Origin of the sequence: Algoriphagus sp. AGSA1, assembly GCF_021390545.1 — a bacterium.
Classification (GTDB): domain Bacteria; phylum Bacteroidota; class Bacteroidia; order Cytophagales; family Cyclobacteriaceae; genus Algoriphagus.
On record NZ_JAJUWR010000061.1, the window covers coordinates 1 to 17,712 of the forward strand.

At 43.0% G+C, this 17,712-nt stretch carries 14 protein-coding genes; 8 read left to right on the forward strand and 6 right to left on the reverse strand.

Going from position 1 to position 17,712, the window contains the following annotated elements:
• Positions 1-233: 233 nt before the first annotated feature.
• Positions 234-2,060, reverse strand: coding sequence for a TonB-dependent siderophore receptor (locus tag LZF95_RS25735; RefSeq protein ID WP_233758346.1), 1,827 nt, complete (start codon positions 2,058-2,060; stop codon positions 234-236).
• A gap of 159 nt (positions 2,061-2,219) precedes the next feature.
• Here LZF95_RS25735 and LZF95_RS25740 point away from each other — a divergent pair, with 159 nt between their 5' ends.
• Positions 2,220-4,181 (forward strand): M1 family metallopeptidase, encoded by a 1,962-nt coding sequence (locus LZF95_RS25740; RefSeq protein ID WP_233758348.1) that lies wholly within the window; start codon positions 2,220-2,222, stop codon positions 4,179-4,181.
• A gap of 61 nt (positions 4,182-4,242) precedes the next feature.
• On the opposite strand, the gene LZF95_RS25745 is transcribed toward LZF95_RS25740, so the two are convergent.
• Positions 4,243-4,677 (reverse strand): VOC family protein, encoded by a 435-nt coding sequence (locus tag LZF95_RS25745; protein WP_233758349.1) that lies wholly within the window; start codon positions 4,675-4,677, stop codon positions 4,243-4,245.
• 134 nt (positions 4,678-4,811) lie between these two features.
• Positions 4,812-6,467, reverse strand: coding sequence for a S41 family peptidase (locus tag LZF95_RS25750; protein ID WP_233758363.1), 1,656 nt, complete (start codon positions 6,465-6,467; stop codon positions 4,812-4,814).
• A 167-nt stretch (positions 6,468-6,634) separates the two neighbouring features.
• On the opposite strand from LZF95_RS25750, the gene LZF95_RS25755 reads away from it, so the two are divergent.
• From LZF95_RS25755 to LZF95_RS25775, 5 genes are all read left to right on the forward strand, one after another.
• Positions 6,635-7,393: a hemerythrin domain-containing protein gene (locus tag LZF95_RS25755; RefSeq protein WP_233758351.1), complete on the forward strand. Its 759-nt coding sequence runs from the start codon at positions 6,635-6,637 to the stop codon at positions 7,391-7,393.
• Positions 7,393-7,806, forward strand: coding sequence for a Holliday junction resolvase RuvX (gene ruvX / locus LZF95_RS25760; RefSeq protein WP_233758352.1), 414 nt, complete (start codon positions 7,393-7,395; stop codon positions 7,804-7,806). The genes LZF95_RS25755 and ruvX overlap by 1 nt, the downstream gene beginning before the upstream one ends.
• Positions 7,803-8,357: a peptide deformylase gene (gene def, locus LZF95_RS25765; RefSeq protein ID WP_233758353.1), complete on the forward strand. Its 555-nt coding sequence runs from the start codon at positions 7,803-7,805 to the stop codon at positions 8,355-8,357. Before ruvX ends, def begins: the two co-directional genes overlap by 4 nt.
• Positions 8,354-9,151, forward strand: a complete 798-nt coding sequence (locus LZF95_RS25770) for an amidohydrolase (protein WP_233758354.1) — start codon at positions 8,354-8,356, stop codon at positions 9,149-9,151. The genes def and LZF95_RS25770 overlap by 4 nt, the downstream gene beginning before the upstream one ends.
• A gap of 189 nt (positions 9,152-9,340) precedes the next feature.
• Positions 9,341-11,572: an NADP-dependent isocitrate dehydrogenase gene (locus LZF95_RS25775; RefSeq protein WP_233758355.1), complete on the forward strand. Its 2,232-nt coding sequence runs from the start codon at positions 9,341-9,343 to the stop codon at positions 11,570-11,572.
• Positions 11,573-11,731: 159 nt separating this feature from the next.
• Here LZF95_RS25775 and LZF95_RS25780 read toward each other — a convergent pair whose 3' ends face one another.
• Complete coding sequence (locus tag LZF95_RS25780) at positions 11,732-12,604, reverse strand: serine protease (protein ID WP_233758356.1); 873 nt, start codon at positions 12,602-12,604, stop codon at positions 11,732-11,734.
• A 249-nt stretch (positions 12,605-12,853) separates the two neighbouring features.
• On the opposite strand from LZF95_RS25780, the gene gap reads away from it, so the two are divergent.
• Both gap and LZF95_RS25790 read left to right on the forward strand, forming a co-directional pair.
• Positions 12,854-13,858 (forward strand): type I glyceraldehyde-3-phosphate dehydrogenase, encoded by a 1,005-nt coding sequence (gap, locus tag LZF95_RS25785; RefSeq protein WP_233758357.1) that lies wholly within the window; start codon positions 12,854-12,856, stop codon positions 13,856-13,858.
• A 111-nt stretch (positions 13,859-13,969) separates the two neighbouring features.
• Positions 13,970-14,590 carry an LON peptidase substrate-binding domain-containing protein gene (locus LZF95_RS25790; protein WP_233758359.1) on the forward strand — a complete coding sequence of 207 codons (621 nt, stop codon included), beginning with the start codon at positions 13,970-13,972 and terminating at the stop codon, positions 14,588-14,590.
• Here LZF95_RS25790 and LZF95_RS25795 read toward each other — a convergent pair whose 3' ends face one another.
• Together LZF95_RS25795 and LZF95_RS25800 are read right to left on the reverse strand one after the other, a co-directional pair.
• Positions 14,591-17,149 (reverse strand): M1 family aminopeptidase, encoded by a 2,559-nt coding sequence (locus LZF95_RS25795; protein WP_233758361.1) that lies wholly within the window; start codon positions 17,147-17,149, stop codon positions 14,591-14,593.
• A gap of 171 nt (positions 17,150-17,320) precedes the next feature.
• Positions 17,321-17,569, reverse strand: a complete 249-nt coding sequence (locus LZF95_RS25800; protein ID WP_233758362.1) for a GIY-YIG nuclease family protein — start codon at positions 17,567-17,569, stop codon at positions 17,321-17,323.
• Positions 17,570-17,712 lie beyond the last annotated feature (143 nt).

Sequence of the window (17,712 nt, forward strand, 5' to 3'; positions counted from 1 at the left end):
CTTGATTTTCTCAATTACCTGTACACTGATCTTGCCACTTTTATTAGGTTTCTTGCGGACAAACATGTCTAAAAGTAATCAAAAACACCCCCAGGACACCCAAAACGACAAGTCTAAAATACTAAAGAACTGTTTGTCAGTTAATTATAATGAAATGGGACTGACGACTGTCGAAGTCAGGAGAGACTGTCTTAATCATAAAACAGTCTCTTTTTGTATGGGATATGTGTTTTTTACTCCAGATTCAACATAAACCCAGCCCTGAACCATCTTCCCGGCATTTGCACTGTCCCTGCTTCCCTGTAGTCTGTGTTAGTGATATTGGAAGCTTCCGCAAAAAAACCAAGTTTTCCTGTTCTGTTATAATCTGTCCGCATATCCAGTACAAAATACGGATCTTGGCTCATTCTCTCCAGATATCTCAATTTCGTGTTCCATTCGAATTTTTGGCCAATACCTACTAACACTCCTCCTATCACTTGATTTTTCAGTGCTGAGAATGCATATCTGCTTTCCACTCCAGGCTGGTCGATAAGATCCGCCGCTATATAATTATAGGACAGCATAAATTCTTTGATTTGGACTGAGTTCCCGTTGGGGCTTACCCGGTAGTTCATGGAAGCTTCTATTCCATTGAATTTGACTTTACTGAAATTCTGTGGTTGCCATGGCGTATTTTCATCCGGTCTTGTCCACTCGATCAGATTGTCAGTACTTCTATTGAAGTAAACCAGCTCTGCAAAAAATCCTGATCTTGACCATTTCGCCCCAACCTCAAAATTCTGAGCCTGTTCGGGAACGAGTTGGTCATTTCCTATATTGGTAGGGCCTTGATAGTAGAGATCGTTGTAGGTAGGGATTCTAAAGCTGATCCCATAGCCAGAGTAAAGCCTTAGTTCATTGGTCGCCTGATAGCCTACTTCTGCCCCTGGGAAATATTTCCAGCCATATTCAGAGTAATAGTTTGAATATACTCCGGCCCGTAAATCTACTTTCTGGCCAAAATTGACCATCTGTTCTAAAAAGATTCCGGTCAGCACGCGATCGTGATCCCCTAAGTTCGTACTTTCTATGGCTTCTTTCCTGGTTTCTACCCCAAAGCCTGTTTTACCAAGCTTACTTTCAAAATTCCCGTTTGCCTCTAATGCGAAAACATCTGTGGTATGATTGTTTTGATAGAATTCCGGTTCATTTCTTTTGAGTACATACTCATCCATATTTCTTCGGAAGTACCCCCGGGTGTTTAGAAAGAAGTTTTCCTGAGTCAACGTATGGCTTATCGAGGCTAAGGTGGTCTGTACACTTTCCCATTGGTCAGGAAAAGTACTTGAATAGAAACCATTTGCCCCAAAACTTCTATCTGTATAGGCAATCATTCCCTTTAGTTTGTTTTTATCGTTGATGTCTATCCCACCTTCGTAGAAGAGATTGCTTACCCGATAGTCAGAGTTGTGCCAATGGCCATCTGAGTCATCATAGGAGATTGCCAGATTCTGTCTGTACTTCCCTACTGGCAGTGAGCCTGCAAAGTTGATCCCCTTCATGCCAAAATCACCCGCATATCCCTGTATTCTGGCGTATCTCTTATCACTTAGCTCGGTGATTACGTTGATGGCCCCGGCATAGGCGTTCTGGCCGAAAACCCTTGAGGCCGGGCCTTTAAGTACTTCTACTCTGTCTATATTGACCAATGGTACAGGGATGTTCATCATGTGATGGCCAGTCTGGGGGTCACTTAGTTTGATCCCATTTAATAACATGAGGGTCTGCTCAAAGGAGCCTCCCCTGATACTCACATCAGCCTGAACCCCTGTTACCCCACGCTGACGGATATCCACTCCGGGAACAAATGAAAGCACTTCGGACAGGCTTCTAGCGGGAGTGGTTTCGATTTGGAGTTTGTTTACGAGAGCAATATTTCTACTCTGCTTTGAAAACGGCAGCTGTATCCTGTTTTCCTGGATAATCACTTCTCCTAAATCTTGCATTGTGGTGTCCGATTGGGCATGGACAGACAATGAAAAGGATGCGGCTGTCGCTAGTAGGAATAAATTTTTCATAGGTAAAATAGTAAATAGTAGGCCAAAAGTGGGGTGAAAATATCCTTTATCCAATAAGGTAAGTGTTCTAAAAATTCACTAAAGGCAATTCTCTTATATAAATTATGCTTGAGCTTAAAGTGGCAATTCTTACTTTTATGGCTAAATCAAAAAAATAATATGCGCAGGAAAATAATCGCTAAGCTGTTTTTTGCGGGGGCATTGCTTACCGGGATCAGCAACTCTTTTGCTCAAGAAGTAAAGGAAAATAACCAGAAAGAATTTGGGGAATTTATTGATAGGAAAGGTACCTACACCAGGTCGGCCTCCGGGAAGCCAAATATCGGATATTGGCAAAACAAAGCTGATTATCAGATTGCGGTGACTTTGGATGATGAGGCCCATACACTTACTGGCAACATTACCCTCACTTATACCAACAACAGTCCGGAAACGCTAGACTTTATCTGGATGCAGATGGAGCAAAACCGGTTTACTGAAGAATCCAGGGGTACGTTGACTACCCCCATCCAAGGGAATCGCTATAACGGCGATACAGATGGTGGGTTTGAGATTACTAATCTTCAGGCCAAAGTGGGTTCTAAAGGATCAGTTTCCACAAAATACATCGATTCTGATACCAGAATGCAGGTATGGTTTAACGAACCTGTTCCGGCAAAAGGAGGAAAGGCGACAGTTTCCATGGACTTCTCGTTCAAAGTACCTATAGAAGGTATGGATAGAATGGGAAGGCTTGAAGTAGAGGATGGATGGATCTATGCTTTTGCCCAATGGTACCCTAAAGTAGCTGTTTTCGATGATATAGAAGGCTGGAATGTGGAGCCATACTTAGGGGCTGGGGAGTTTTACTTGGAGTACGGTGATTTTGATTATAAAGTGACTGTTCCCTATGACCACATCGTGGTAGGCTCAGGTGAGCTTTTGAATCCCAAAGAAGTATTGAGCAAGGAACTTCAGAATCGCTATGCCAAAGCAAAAGACAGTGATTCTACGGTAATGCTGATCACGGCTGATGAGATAGGAAACACTGAATTGACCCGGCCTAAGCAAGATGGTACTGTTACGTGGCACTTTGCCATCGAAAATAGCAGGGACGTAGCTTTTGCTTCCTCAAAAGCATTTATCTGGGATGCTGCGAAAATCAACTTGCCTAGCGGGAAGGAAATTCTGGCCCAGTCAGTATATCCTAAGGAATCAGATGGTCAGGAAGCATGGTCAAGATCTACGGAATATAGTAAAGCGTCGGTTGAGCATTATTCTGAAAAATGGTTTGAATTCCCGTATGCGACTGCGACTAACGTAGCGGCTGATATCGGAGGAATGGAATATCCTGGTTTGAATTTCTGTAGCTACAAATCTAAAGGTGAAGGGCTTTGGGGAGTTACAGACCATGAGTTTGGTCACAACTGGTTCCCAATGATCGTCGGTACAAATGAGCGCCGCTACGCCTGGATGGACGAAGGGTTCAATACGTTCATAAACCATTACAGCTCTCTGGCATTCAATGATGGAGAGTATCCTTCAAACCTAAATGAGACCCGTAGGTACGTTAATTTCTTCACCAGTGAAACCAGAGAGGGGATCGATACTTATCCTGATGTGGTAAACATCAGTAATCTTGGGATGCTGGCATACAATAAGCCCGCAATGGGGCTTTTAATGCTTAGGGAATATATATTAGGACACGAGCGTTTTGACCATGCATTCAGATCCTACATAAAAACATGGGCGTACAAGCATCCCCAGCCAACGGATTTTTTCAACCATATGGAAAATGTGGCTGGTGAAAATCTGTCTTGGTTCTGGAATGGATGGTTCTATGGAACCGGAAACATTGATCTTGGTATCAACGCCGTGATTCCTTATGCAGGAAATTATGTGGTTGTATTGGCAAATAAGGGAGAAATACCTATGCCTGTTCTGTTGGAGATTGCTTATGAAGACGGTGCTAGTGAGCGTAAAATGCTTCCTGTGGAAATCTGGCAGCGGGGTGATACATGGAACTACCTGCTGAAAACCGATAAGAAGGTCAAGTCTGTGGTCATAGATCCGGATAAGCTGCTTCCAGATGTGAATCTGGGAAATGACAGTTGGCCACAAGCTTTGTATGATGATAAGTAACGACTAAGAGAAGAATGCCCGGATGTGAGTCCGGGCATTCTGGTTTAAAAAAAATAAAACATCAGTAATCATCATTGATCTCCAGCCAGAGGCCATCAGGATCCTGGATGTAAATCTGGCGGATACCATCTACCCGTATGGTGACTTTCCCTTTTTCTCCTTGCCAGCTTTCGAAGGGGTAATCCGCATTTTTCAGTGTTGTCATAAATGCATCCATGTCTTTCATGCTGAAGCAGAGATGATTCACTTTGGAGATTTGTGTGGGGATATTAGGTGCTTCTATGATATGAAGTGCAGCGCCTCCTCCGATGTCATACCATGCGTGCAGTCCGTCTTTAAAGGGTTCGTCGATTTCCACCAAACCTACAATTTTTTGATAGAATTCCTTGCTTTCAGCTAGGTTGCTTACATGCACAGCAAGGTGGTTGACTTTGATTTGGGCAAAAGTGCTCATTGTGATTCCTACTAATATTATAAATGTTAACAGCGATTTCATTGGTATCATGGGTTGGATGAATGGCCTAATGTAAATGGTTTTGGAAATAGATTGAAAGTAAAACAGAGAATAAGCACAAAAGCACCCGCCTTTACGGGTGCTTTCGCGAATTCACCTATGAATGAATTTAGATGTTATTCTTCTTCTTCTTCTTCGTGAAGATCAGTTGCCAAAGCGATTTTTTCTGCTTCATCAAATAACCTTAAGGCTTGAAGATAGACTTCGTTGATATCATTGACCACTTTGTAGAAAGTACTGTCATCATAAAGCTGTTTACCTAAATGGGCTTTTATTAGGACTTTGAGGTATTCTTTGGACTTAGCAAAGTCTTTGGAATCAAACTCCACCTTGTTTTTCTTTCCGTACTCAACCAATTCATTCAGCATGACATCGCTCACAGTATAGTCTTTGTAGTACTGGGTTGCGGTCATATTTTCGAATTTGGATTTGTTTTCATTGGCAAAGTCAAGTACGAATTCCCGTGCCGAATCAGAGTTGAATAACTTGTTTACATAGGCGGAAGACATGGTAGTGTCCAAGGGGACAAAGAAGTCAGGCATAATTCCACCACCACCATACACTGTGCGGCCTTTAACTGTCTCATATTTTAGGCTGTCGTTAAACTTGATGCTGTCTGCGGAGAAGAATTCCCCATGTTCGAAACGATTCACCCAGTCTCTTTCATAAGCTTCATAGTTTGCGTCGTAAGGCTTCTGAATAGATCTTCCGGATGGGGTGTAGTATCTTGCAATGGTCAGTCTCAATTCTGCGCCATCAGACAGGTCAATAGGCATCTGGACCAAGCCTTTGCCGAAGGATCTTCTGCCCACTATCAGACCACGATCATTATCCTGAATGGCACCTGCAAGGATTTCCGATGCCGATGCAGAACCCTCATTCACCAGAACTATCACCGATCCCTCCTCAAACATTCCTGGTTTAAACGCAAAGGCTTTTTGGTTGTATTGCTCTACTTTTCCTTCCTGCGACACGATCAAGGCTCTATCGCCCAGCAGTTCATCCGCCATGTTGATGGCTGCCCCCATATATCCACCTGGATTTCCCTGAAGGTCAATCACCAATTTCTTCATCCCTTTACTTTTGAGATCAGTGAGGGATTGTTTGAATTCATCATAAGTAGTGGCGGCAAATCGTGATACCTTGATATATCCGATCTCATTGTTGACCATGTACGATGCAATGATACTGTACTGAGGGATTTTGTCCCGGGTGATTTTGTATTCGATCAGATCTTTTTGGTTTTTGCGTTTCATGTCCACCACGACCACAGAGCCTTTCGGGCCGCGTAGTTTTTCGAAGACATCACGGTTGGTCACGCCCACACCGGCCATGTTTTCTCCATCCACCCGTATAATCTGATCACCTGACTGTATTCCCAGTGCCTCAGAGGGACCTCCAGTCAGTGGGGCTACTACATAGATAGTGTCCCGGATTATACCAAATTCCACGCCTATTCCATCAAACTCCCCATCAAGCTGCGATTGTACAATTGAAGCATCCTTTGCGGGAATATAACTGGAATGTGGATCCAGGTGCTCCAGCATTTTATTTATGCCAAATTCCACAAGCTCGTTGGTGTTGACACTGTCCACATAGTCTCTGTTGACGTATGTCATAATCTCTTGGAGCTTGTAGAGTGCAGCTCTAAGATCATTTTGATTTCCTTTTGGCTCCGCAAAAGTAGCCCCAATCCAAATCCCTGCGGAAATGGCAAGTGCCAATATTATTGGAAGTCTGATTTGGGATTTAGTGTTTTTCGTCTCGCTCACAGCTTTCTCTTTCAGTTGGTTATCTCTTTTTTTATGTTGTAAATTACCCAAAAACGCTCTGTTTATGAACAGTCTTTTGATAAAGCTAATAAATGTTTATACGAGGGGAAGGTATAATGGCTCAATTTATTCCCCTTTTTTCTGTTAAAAAAAATTATTTTTGCAAGATGCGATCTGTAGATGATTTCGAAAAGGCTATCCTAGGCGATTTAGTTTCCGAAAACTATGTCTTTGCTTCTGTATTACATTATTTCGGGATCAGCTTTTACCAATATCCTACCGAGTCACTGGAAATCGTGTGCAAAAAACATAAAGTCCACTCCAGCCAGTTGATCACAGAGCTTGAGTCCTGGGCACAGCGCAAAGATCCTACCACCGAGGAGCTCTATCTCAATCCAATAGAAATCCTGGTGGCATACCTCAAAAAGAAACATTATTATTTTGTCCGTCAAGAACTTCCTTTTCTCTCAAATATCATCACTGGTATTACCCCGGAACTTCAATACGCTAACCTGATGGCTGATCTTCGGATCATGTTTCCGCTCTTTGTGGAGGATTTTATCCATCACATCCACGAGGAAGAAAGTACCTTGTTCAAAAGGATAGAGCTGCTCCAAGATATTGAGGAGAACAGATTTTCTCTGGAAGATGCGATTACAATTTTGGAAAGAAACCCTATACACTTATTGGCGGATCAGCATGAGATTCACGACGATGAGATGGAAGGAATCAGGAAACTTACCGCTGATTATTCTCTGGGTGCGGAAGCGCCACTCACAATGAAAGTTCTTTATCATGAATTGCAGAACTTTGAGCGGGAACTGAGAATTCATGCCAAAATAGAAGATGAACTTCTTTTCCCAAAAGCAGTAGAACTTGAGAAGGAGGCTTTGCGCCAAATACGCAAAAAAACCAGAAAAATCTGATGCCCAGAATTCTTGCGATTGACCTGGGAACCAAAAGAACCGGCTTGGCTGTTACCGATCCATTGAAAATGCTGGCCAATCCGCTGGAAACCATAGAAACTTCCGCACTGCTCGATTATCTGAAAAGCTACTGCGACAGAGAGGATGTAGATACGCTGGTTCTGGGTTACCCTACCCGTTTAAATGGACGGGATAATGAAATGACCCCCAAAGTGATCACCATGAAGGACAGGCTTTCCAAAGCTTTTCCCGATAAAAAAATAGAGTTCGTCGATGAACGGTTCACTTCCAAAATGGCCATGCAAAGCATGATTTCCATGGGAAGTAAAAAGAAAGACAGAAAAGAAAAGGCCGGAAACCTGGATAAGGTGAGCGCGGCTATTATTCTACAATCCTATTTAGAGAGACAATGATTTACCCAATAGTAGCTTACGGTAACCCGATTTTGAAAAAAGAGGCAGAGGAAATTACCGAAGGGACTGAACTTGACGAGTTGATCAAGAGTATGTTTGCCACCATGGACAATGCCAATGGAGTAGGTCTGGCCGCGCCCCAAATCAATCAAGGGATCAGCCTTTTTGTCATAGATAGCAGTCTGATGCTGGACGAAGAGGATGATGAAGTGGGGATCCGTCGAGCATTTATCAATCCTATTATAGTGGATGAATATGGGGATAGTTTTAGTTTCGAAGAAGGTTGTCTGAGTATTCCTGAAGTGCGCGCCGAGATCACACGCCCAGAGACCCTTACCATCGAGTATTATGATGAAAACTGGAATCTCAAAGAAGAAGAATTCTCAGGTATGACTGCCCGTGTGATACAACACGAATATGATCACCTCGAAGGAATTCTTTTTATTGATTATCTAAAAGGGCTTAAAAAGCGTCTGGTGAAGTCGAAACTTATCGATGTCAGTAAAGGCAAAATCTCTACGGATTACCGAATGATCTATCCTTTGAAATGATTAAATCCCCACAACTCTCCATAGCGCTTGTTCAAACAGCACTTTATTGGAAAGATAAAGTGGCGAACCTTGCAATGCTGGAAGAGAAGCTATGGCAGATAGAAAACGGGGTTGATCTAATTATCCTGCCTGAAATGTTCCCAACAGGATTCAGCATGGATGCAGAGGAATTGGCTGAGCCGATGAATCTAGACGTGTGTAAATGGATGCGGCAGATGGCTTTACAAAAAAAGGCGACAATTGCCGGGAGTGCAATTATTCAGCTAGATGGCAAATTTTATAACCGTCTCTTGTGGGTAAGTCCTGATGGGATGATACAGCATTACGATAAGCGGCATCTTTTCAGGATGGCCCAGGAAGATCAAACGTTTACAGCAGGAGACAGATTGCCAATATTTGAATTGAACGGTTGGAAAATCTGTCCCCAGGTTTGTTATGATTTGAGATTTCCGGTCTGGTCCAGAAACAGGATGGTCAATGGTGAAATTGGGTATGATCTGATTTTTTACATAGCATCTTGGCCGGCGGCGAGAGTTTCTGCATGGGATGCCCTTTTACCGGCAAGGGCTATTGAGAATCTGGCTTATTCCATAGGTGTGAACCGGATAGGGGAAGATGGGAATGGCATACCTTACAACGGCCACTCAGCTGCGTACGATTACAAAGGTACCCAATTACGATTTTTGGAGGAAAGGGAGCAGATTAGCCTAGTGACTCTGGACTCAAAATCATTGGAGTCCTTTCGGGAAAAATTCCCTGCGTGGATGGATGCTGATGGTTTTGTGATCAGATAATCCTTTTTTCAGACAATCAGTACTTTACGTAGGCGGAATTTGAAACAAGGATATTTTGCGTATTTTAGCCCCGAAATTTTAAGACCCTGTACCTCCTTTTACAAACCATTTAAGAGAAGATGGTAATGGCCAAAAAAAGGTCAACTGAAGATTCAGGGTATAACTAGCCTTTTTGAATACCTAAAAACCATGAGTAACCAGACTCCCAAAATCTTATATACGCTGACCGATGAAGCTCCGGCTTTGGCTACGTATTCCCTATTACCAATAGTAGAAGCATTTACTAAATCCGCTGGAGTATCAGTGGAAACCCGGGACATTTCACTGTCCGGCAGGATCATCTCCAATTTCCCTGAATACCTGACTCCTGAGCAGCAGATTCCTGATGCTCTGGCTGAGCTGGGAACTATTGCCAAAACCCCTGAGGCAAACATTGTAAAGCTTCCGAACATTTCCGCATCGATTCCTCAGCTTAAAGCTGCGATCAAAGAACTTCAAGCGCAAGGCTATGCACTCCCTGAATATCCTGAAGAGCCAAAAACTGAAGAGGAGAAAACAGTCAAAAGTAAATACGACAAGATCAAAGGTTCTGCGGTGAACCCTGTTCTCCGTGAAGGAAACTCTGACCGAAGAGCACCACAAGCTGTGAAAGCCTACGCTAAAAAACACCCACATTCTATGGGTAAATGGTCGGCAGACTCCAAGTCTCATGTGGATAGTATGACGGAAGGGGATTTTTATGGAAGCGAGAGATCACATACCATGGCTGAAGAAGCTGTCATTTCAATTGAGTTACAAGGTACGGACGGTAGAAAAGAGATTCTTAAATCTGGACTGAAGATTCAGGCAGGTGAAGTAATAGATGCCTCCACCATGAGTATTTCCGCACTGACTGCATTTTTGAGAAAGGCAAAAGATGATGCCAAAAGGCAAGGTGTGCTCTTTTCCTTGCATATGAAGGCTACCATGATGAAGGTTTCTGATCCTATCATCTTCGGTCATGCGGTGAAAGTGTTCTTTGAACCGGTTTTTGCTAAGCATGCCGCTTCCTTCAATGAAGTTGGGATCGATGTGAATAATGGATTTGGAGATTTGGTTTCCAACCTAGATAAACTTTCTATTCCGAAAAGAACCGAGGTAGAGGCGGATATTGCAGCTTGCCTGGCGGATAGCCCGGACTTGGCTATGGTGAATTCTGATAAGGGGATCACCAATCTTCATGTGCCAAGTGATGTGATTATCGATGCTTCCATGCCTGCGATGATCCGGACTTCCGGTCAGATGTGGAACAAAGCCGGTAAACTTCAGGATACTAAGGCGATTATTCCAGATAGATCTTATGCAGGCGTTTACCAGGCAACGATTGATTTTTGCCGCACGCACGGAGCTTTTGATCCATCTACTATGGGATCTGTGCCTAACGTAGGCTTGATGGCCCAGAAAGCTGAAGAGTACGGTTCTCATGATAAGACTTTCGAAATCCCTTACGCAGGCACTGTAAAAGTGCTTGACCAACACGGACATGAGATATTCTCACATGATGTGGAAGCAGGTGATATCTGGAGAATGTGCCAAACTAAAGATGCGGCGATTCAGGATTGGGTGAAACTTGCCGTGACAAGAGCAAGATTATCCGCTACTCCTGCGATTTTCTGGTTGGATCCGAATAGAGCTCACGATACTGAATTGATCAAGAAAGTGAATAAATACCTGCTGGATCACGATCAGACAGGCCTTGAAATATCCATACTTTCTCCTGTAGAAGCCACTAATTTCTCCTTGGCCAGGATAAAAGAAGGCATGGATACAATCTCTGTCACGGGTAATGTATTGAGGGATTACCTTACGGATTTGTTCCCGATTCTGGAATTGGGCACTTCTGCAAAAATGCTTTCCATCGTTCCTTTGATGAATGGAGGAGGATTGTTTGAAACCGGGGCTGGAGGATCTGCGCCTAAACACGTGGAGCAGTTCGTGACAGAAGGGCATTTACGTTGGGATTCCTTAGGAGAATTCCTTGCTCTTGCTGTTTCATTAGAGCATTTGGGAAGAACATTCCATAACGATAAAGCCTTGCTTCTTGGTGAGACCTTGGATCTGGCAACAGGTAAATTCCTGGAAAATGATAAATCTCCAGCTAGAGTCGTAGGTAAATTAGATAACAGAGGGAGTCACTTCTATTTGGCACTTTACTGGGCTCAGGCACTTGCTGCGCAAAATAAGGATGTGGAATTGAAAGCGAAATTTACTCCTTTGGCTCAAGCACTGGAAGCTCAAGAGGCGACGATTGTTGACGAATTGAACGGTTCACAAGGAACCCCACAGGATATCGGCGGTTACTTCCGACCAGATGCGGCATTGGCTTCTCAGGCGATGAGGCCAAGTGGGACATTGAACGGGATTTTAGCTACATTGGTGTAAGAGAATCATATAAATATAAAGAAGCCATCCGGGAGAATCGGATGGTTTTTTTTTTAACCACGAATGGTGTGAAGTTCGCAAAGGGTGAACAATGGGGTGCGGCATATGATCCTCTTTGTTTCAATGATTAAAATCCGAATTCCGAAATCAACAATCCAATCACCCCTCCTCAAAACTGACATTATTTGCCTGCATGAATTCCTTGATCACGGATACGTGAATGCATTCACCCAAATGTATAAACGCGTAGTCATTGACTTTTTTTGCCTTACCGTGTGCGATAATTGCTTTTTCCTCGATGTCAAAGCCCAGGTGAAGATGCTTGGTCCGACTCTGCATGCCACATACTTTTCCTGCGGCATCGAATAGTGGCCCTCCGCTTTGGCCTCTCAGACCTGGTGTGCTCATTTCCATTCCATAAACTTTCCCATTTTTATCTCCCAGAAAACGCGTCAACATACCTTCGATAGGAAATCTTGGAGATCGCTTGCTTCCTGTTTCGGCCCATTCCAAACATTGGTTTTGAGGATTTAACTTGTAGTTTGAAAACTCGGGAAAGGGAAAGCCCAGACGGCATAGCATAACCCCGGGATGAATATCGCTGTGATCTTTTCTGAACTTAGGAATATTAGTAAACAGAGTCTTTTCAAAACCTTCGAATTTGATCAATGCCAGATCGTATTCCGGATGGAGAAAGAACTTTATGTTTTTGATCTGGTCCACACAATCGACAAAGGTGATCCGCATCTCTGAAGTCACATCTGGTTTTAGACCGAGCTTTTTAGCCAAGGCTGCTCTTTGTCCTCCGCTCAGGTCCTTACCTTGATGAAGAAAAGCATGATACTTCTTGTTGATTTGATCCGCTTGGGAAAGCCACTGAGCCACATGCTTGCAAGTCATAGCATAGCCCTCCTGATTGACAAAAAATAGGGTGGCGGCCCCTCGCTGTATGTGGCTACTGCCAAAATTTCTGGATATGGAATGTATTGCCCGTGTGAATCCGGCTGTTTCGAGAATTGCCTTTTCAAACATCAAAAATTGTTTAGATGAGACCTTAAAATAGTCAAATGCATTGTAAAATGATTTTTTTCAATTTTTTTCAGAAACTATTCTTCTCCGAAATCGATTGAGGATAAGAAGAATTCAAGTGGCTGTACAGATAGTTTGGGCTAGCCAAATAAATGTAATAACTTAGCCATCCCGCAGGGATTTTTCGCCAAAAGTGGCATACCCTTCATTGGGGGATTTAGGAATCAAACCTATACTCAAATCAAAATAAATATGAGCAAAATTAAAGTTGGAATCAACGGATTCGGAAGAATCGGACGTTTAGCGTTCAGAGTAGCACAAGAAAGAGAAGATATCCAAGTAGTAGCGATCAACGATTTGATCGATGTGGACTACATGGCATATATGCTTAAATACGATTCTACTCACGGCATCTTTAAAGGCACTGTAGAGGTAAAAGACGGATCATTGGTAGTGAATGGAAATAGCATTCGTGTCACTTCTGAGAAAAGCCCGGCAAACCTGAAGTGGGGTGAAGTAGGTGCTGATTACATCATCGAATCAACAGGTATTTTCTTGACCAAGGAAACTGCGCAGGGACACATCGATGCAGGTGCCAAGAAGGTGGTAATGTCCGCACCATCTAAGGATGATACCCCGATGTTTGTAATGGGTGTAAATGAAGATGCCTACACTCCTGACATGGTTTTCGTATCCAACGCTTCTTGTACTACTAACTGCCTGGCTCCAATCGCCAAAGTATTGAATGACAACTGGGGAATCGAGGAAGGCTTGATGACTACAGTGCATGCAACTACTGCGACTCAGAAAACCGTAGACGGACCATCTGCTAAGGACTGGAGAGGTGGACGTGGCGCTGGTCAAAACATCATTCCTTCATCTACTGGTGCTGCAAAGGCTGTAGGTAAAGTAATTCCTGAGCTTAACGGTAAATTGACCGGTATGGCCTTCAGAGTTCCTACCCCGGATGTTTCTGTTGTGGATTTGACGGTAAGATTGAAAAAGCCTGCTACTTACGAAGAAGTTTGTGCGAAAATGAAAGAAGTATCTGAAACCACTATGAAAGGTGTTCTTGGATACACTGAAGATCAGGTTGTTTCTAATGATTTCCTAGGAGATGCCAGAACTTCCATCTTCGATGCAGGTGCAGGTATCCAACTTTCTGATACATTCTTGAAAGTAGTTTCTTGGTATGACAACGAGTGGGGTTATTCTAATAAAGTAATCGATTTGGTGAGCTTTATTGCTAGCAAATAAGAGAAGTATTTCTTTGAATATGCTTGAAAGCCGGTCTTAGGATCGGCTTTTTTAGTTTGACTGAAAACAAAAACCGGGGTTAGGCACGTTATATAATAAAAAAGCTTACCTATGATCCTTCCGTTTTTTCCGTTGAAACTTGTAGTGTTCCCAGGAGAAGAACTTAACCTCCATATATTTGAGCCCAGATACAAAGAGTTGATCAAAGATGTAGAAGTAGGGGGCTTGACTTTTGGTATTTGTACCTATACTGATCAGCTGACTGGATATGGCACTGAGGTGGTGCTAAGAGATATTCATACCAGATATGACGATGGAAGAATGGATATAAAGACAACTGGGAAACGGGTTTTCAAAATTGCCACTTTTGATAATCCGGCAGTCGGTAAAGAATATGCGGCTGGTGCTATAGAGTTGCTGGAAGATGATCCCACAGTCCCAGATTATTTACATCATGAATATATTTTTTATCTCCGGGAAATGCTTCATTTACTACATTACGATGTGAGTTTCGATCCCGCTGACGTAGATTCCTTTTCTTTCTCCCATAAAATTGGCCTTAAACTGGACGAGGAATTAGAGCTGATCAAAATTCCCTCTGAGGCCTCAAGAACTGACTACCTCATCAAGCATCTCAAGCGGATTATCCCAGCCCTACAAGCAGCTGAAGAAGCCAAAGAGAAAATCAAACAAAATGGACACTTTAAACACCTTGATCCCTTAGATTTTTGATTACTGCTGTATCGCTTGAGCGCGCATCAGGTCATCAGTTGCCTGCAAGATTTTGTTGTTCAGGATTGGATTGTAGTCTGGGTTTTCTTTAAGAAAGTTTGAGACGGTTTTAGCTGCCTCAGGGGACGTGTATTGCCCAGCCGTCACCGACATCCATCTCTTTGGAAAAAAGATGTCCCCGGTCTTCTGAATATCGTCTAATAAGTCTAAAGCGAGCGGAAGGTGCTTGATAGCTGAATTCTGATTCAGTGGATGGTGAATGTAGCCACAAGCTGACAAGACCCAGGATTCTTTTTCACGGTTGACAGCTTCGCTAAATGATTCGAAGAGTGCGTCTCGCTCAGCCTCATTTTGGGATAGGGCTGGCTTCAGGAAGTCAAATCGGTCAAGTTTGTCAGGATTACTAATTCTGGTTCTTTCCTCAGTGAGTATTTCATCTGCTTTTGAGTGACCATATAGTGCTAAAGCCATCGCCAAACTCGTGAAATTATCCGGGTTGAGCTTTAGGTCTTTGATTTCAAAATCTTTTTTCCAGACGGAATACAAACGATCCTGTCCAGCTTTCGCATAAGCGATTCCGCTGTAAAGGGAAAAGATGGTTTTCTTCAGATTGGTAGGAAGGTCTTTTTGCAATTGATCCCAAAGTTGGCTTTCCAGGCTTGGGAGAATGTGTTCCCGTTGGTCTTCTCTGAGGTAGTTCCAGAAAATACTGCTGAGTTCTCCGGAAATCAGTCTTGCCAAGATTTCATTTTCTTCCTGTGCTATTCCTTTTTGGAAAGTTTCAAAAGCAAGTAATGGTGGGATGTTCCCAGAAAGCGTGTTTTCAAATAGGTTGATGTAGGATTGCCCACGCATCACTTCATCCGTTAGCGATGGAATGTTAGCTAGTGAAGCTTTATCCATAGGGAAAACACCATAGCCAAGGCCATTGCTGTTGTACAGTATAGCTGACGGTTGTCGTTCACCAATAGCTTCTTTCAGATCCAGTGTTTTTTTAGCGATAGATACTGAGAATGTCTTGCTTTCTTCAGGGTAGAAAAAGGTAATATCAAAAAGCTGGGGCCAGATTTTATCTGAGCCATCTTCGGCTTTTTGGCTAATTACAAATGAGCTAATTGTTCCGTCTTTGTCAAATTCGATTTTGTCTGAAAGAATAGGTCTTCCGGATTGATTTACCCAGACTTCACTCCATTGCTGGAGATCCATTTCCGTCTTTTCATCCAAAATCTTCACAAGTGCATTCCAGTCCGCATTTCCATGTGCGTATGTCTTGATGTATTTTTGTATGCCTTTCTGAAAAGCTTCTTCACCCATAGCTGTTTCCAGTTGCCGCATCATGATTGGAGCTTTGTCGTAGATGATGCTTCCATAAAGTGAGCCAGCGTCCTTCAGGTTGGCTAGTTTTTGCCGAATAGGGTTGGTGCCTTTCGTACGGTCTTCCCCATAGGCGGAAGGGTAATGGTTGGTAAGAAATGAAAGCTCGTGATTAATGTTAGGGTAGGTGGGGTTGACGAGCTTGCCTGCCATGAAATTCGCAAAAACTTCTTTCATCCAAACATCCTCAAACCAATCCATCGTCACCAAATCTCCAAACCACATGTGAGCCGTCTCATGACCGATCAATTTTGCCCTACCTAACATTTCCGAATCAGTAGCATTTTCATCTAGAAAAAGAGAGGATTCCCGGTATTGGATCGTACCAACATGCTCCATACCGCCGTATTGAAAAATAGGGATGGTGGCAAAATCAAGCTTTTGAAAGGGGAAAGGAAAGGCGGTATATTCTTCTAAAAATTCCTTTGCTTTTTGATGCAGGGAAAATACTTCTGGAATGCTTGCTTCAATTTTCTCAGCATTAATTTCACGATAAAGCATGGTTTGGTCGAAATCGGAAGCTGACTCAGCTTGTTCAAATTTCCCCGCCACAAAAGAGAATAAATAAGTGCTCATCAAGTCTGATTTGGCAAAGCGATGAGTAATGAAATCACCATTTTCCCCAGAAGCTATTTCTGGTGCACCTGCTAAGACTTTCCAGTCTTTGGGCGCTGAGATATTCAGCGTATAGTTTGCCTTCAGATTTGGCTGATCAAAACACGGGAAAAGCGTGCTTGCCCGATCAGGAACCAGCAGGGTATATAGGAAGTCCTTGTTTCGATTGAGAGAAAGTTCACCAGCTATAAATTCTATGGCTATAGAGTTACTTCCCTTAGTCAGTACTTCCTTTGGGATAATCAAATGTTGATCTCTGTGATCGATCTCAGTTTCCTTTCCATTTACATTCAGAGAAAGCAGATGTGATGCTTCTTCATGAAAATCTAAAATCAAGGGATGGGATAGATCGGAAATCTCTACTTCCAGCAGCAAGTGGGAATTTATTTTCTCCGACTTTTCTGCAGGAATTTCAAAAGACAAATTGTAATGAATGTTCGAGACTTGCTTTTTTCTGAACTGGGCTAATTCGGCAGAGATTCCTGAGTCATAGAAATGCTCGTCCGAAACAGTTTTCTCGCAGGAGGCGAACAGCAATGCAATACCAAAAAGCAGCAAGAGGTTTTTCATGGTTCAACAATCAACATCTTTTGGAAGATTAGCAAGAATTATTGGATGAGCACAATAATCTTTTTGACCTTGAAATATACCAAAAATAAGAAAAGCAGCCCGTTTGGACTGCTCTCTTGTGATCCCGCTGGGGCTCGAACCCAGGCCCCTCCCGATTAAGATCGGGATGCTCTACCGAGCTGAATTGATCAGAGACTCAATAAACTTTTTGCTTTTCATCTTTTTGATCTGGAGCTCTCTCCGTTTGGCTGTAATCAGTTCGTCAAAATCCTCCCGGTAAACCAGCTTCCACGGGATTCCTGTGGAGGTGAATTTGGAATGGCCGATGTTATGTTCATACAATCTGCGTTGAAGATCAATACATGCGCCCACATAATACTTGGCAAGTTTTTCGGAATATAGAATATACATTGTAGCCATAAGAGTAGGGTTGGCTAAAAATAAGAAAAGCAGCCCGTTTGGACTGCTCTCTTGTGATCCCGCTGGGGCTCGAACCCAGGCCCCTCCCGATTAAGATCGGGATGCTCTACCGAGCTGAATTGATCAGAGACTCAATAAACTTT

Coding starts and splice junctions, on each gene's coding strand:
- LZF95_RS25735 (WP_233758346.1), bottom strand. CDS start 2,060: ATGAAAAATTTATTCCTACTAGCGACAGCCGCATCCTTTTCATTGTCT.
- LZF95_RS25740 (WP_233758348.1), top strand. CDS start 2,220: ATGCGCAGGAAAATAATCGCTAAGCTGTTTTTTGCGGGGGCATTGCTT.
- LZF95_RS25745 (WP_233758349.1), bottom strand. CDS start 4,677: ATGAAATCGCTGTTAACATTTATAATATTAGTAGGAATCACAATGAGC.
- LZF95_RS25755 (WP_233758351.1), top strand. CDS start 6,635: ATGCGATCTGTAGATGATTTCGAAAAGGCTATCCTAGGCGATTTAGTT.
- ruvX (WP_233758352.1), top strand. CDS start 7,393: ATGCCCAGAATTCTTGCGATTGACCTGGGAACCAAAAGAACCGGCTTG.
- def (WP_233758353.1), top strand. CDS start 7,803: ATGATTTACCCAATAGTAGCTTACGGTAACCCGATTTTGAAAAAAGAG.
- LZF95_RS25770 (WP_233758354.1), top strand. CDS start 8,354: ATGATTAAATCCCCACAACTCTCCATAGCGCTTGTTCAAACAGCACTT.
- LZF95_RS25775 (WP_233758355.1), top strand. CDS start 9,341: ATGAGTAACCAGACTCCCAAAATCTTATATACGCTGACCGATGAAGCT.
- LZF95_RS25780 (WP_233758356.1), bottom strand. CDS start 12,604: ATGTTTGAAAAGGCAATTCTCGAAACAGCCGGATTCACACGGGCAATA.
- gap (WP_233758357.1), top strand. CDS start 12,854: ATGAGCAAAATTAAAGTTGGAATCAACGGATTCGGAAGAATCGGACGT.
- LZF95_RS25790 (WP_233758359.1), top strand. CDS start 13,970: ATGATCCTTCCGTTTTTTCCGTTGAAACTTGTAGTGTTCCCAGGAGAA.
- LZF95_RS25795 (WP_233758361.1), bottom strand. CDS start 17,149: ATGAAAAACCTCTTGCTGCTTTTTGGTATTGCATTGCTGTTCGCCTCC.
- LZF95_RS25800 (WP_233758362.1), bottom strand. CDS start 17,569: ATGGCTACAATGTATATTCTATATTCCGAAAAACTTGCCAAGTATTAT.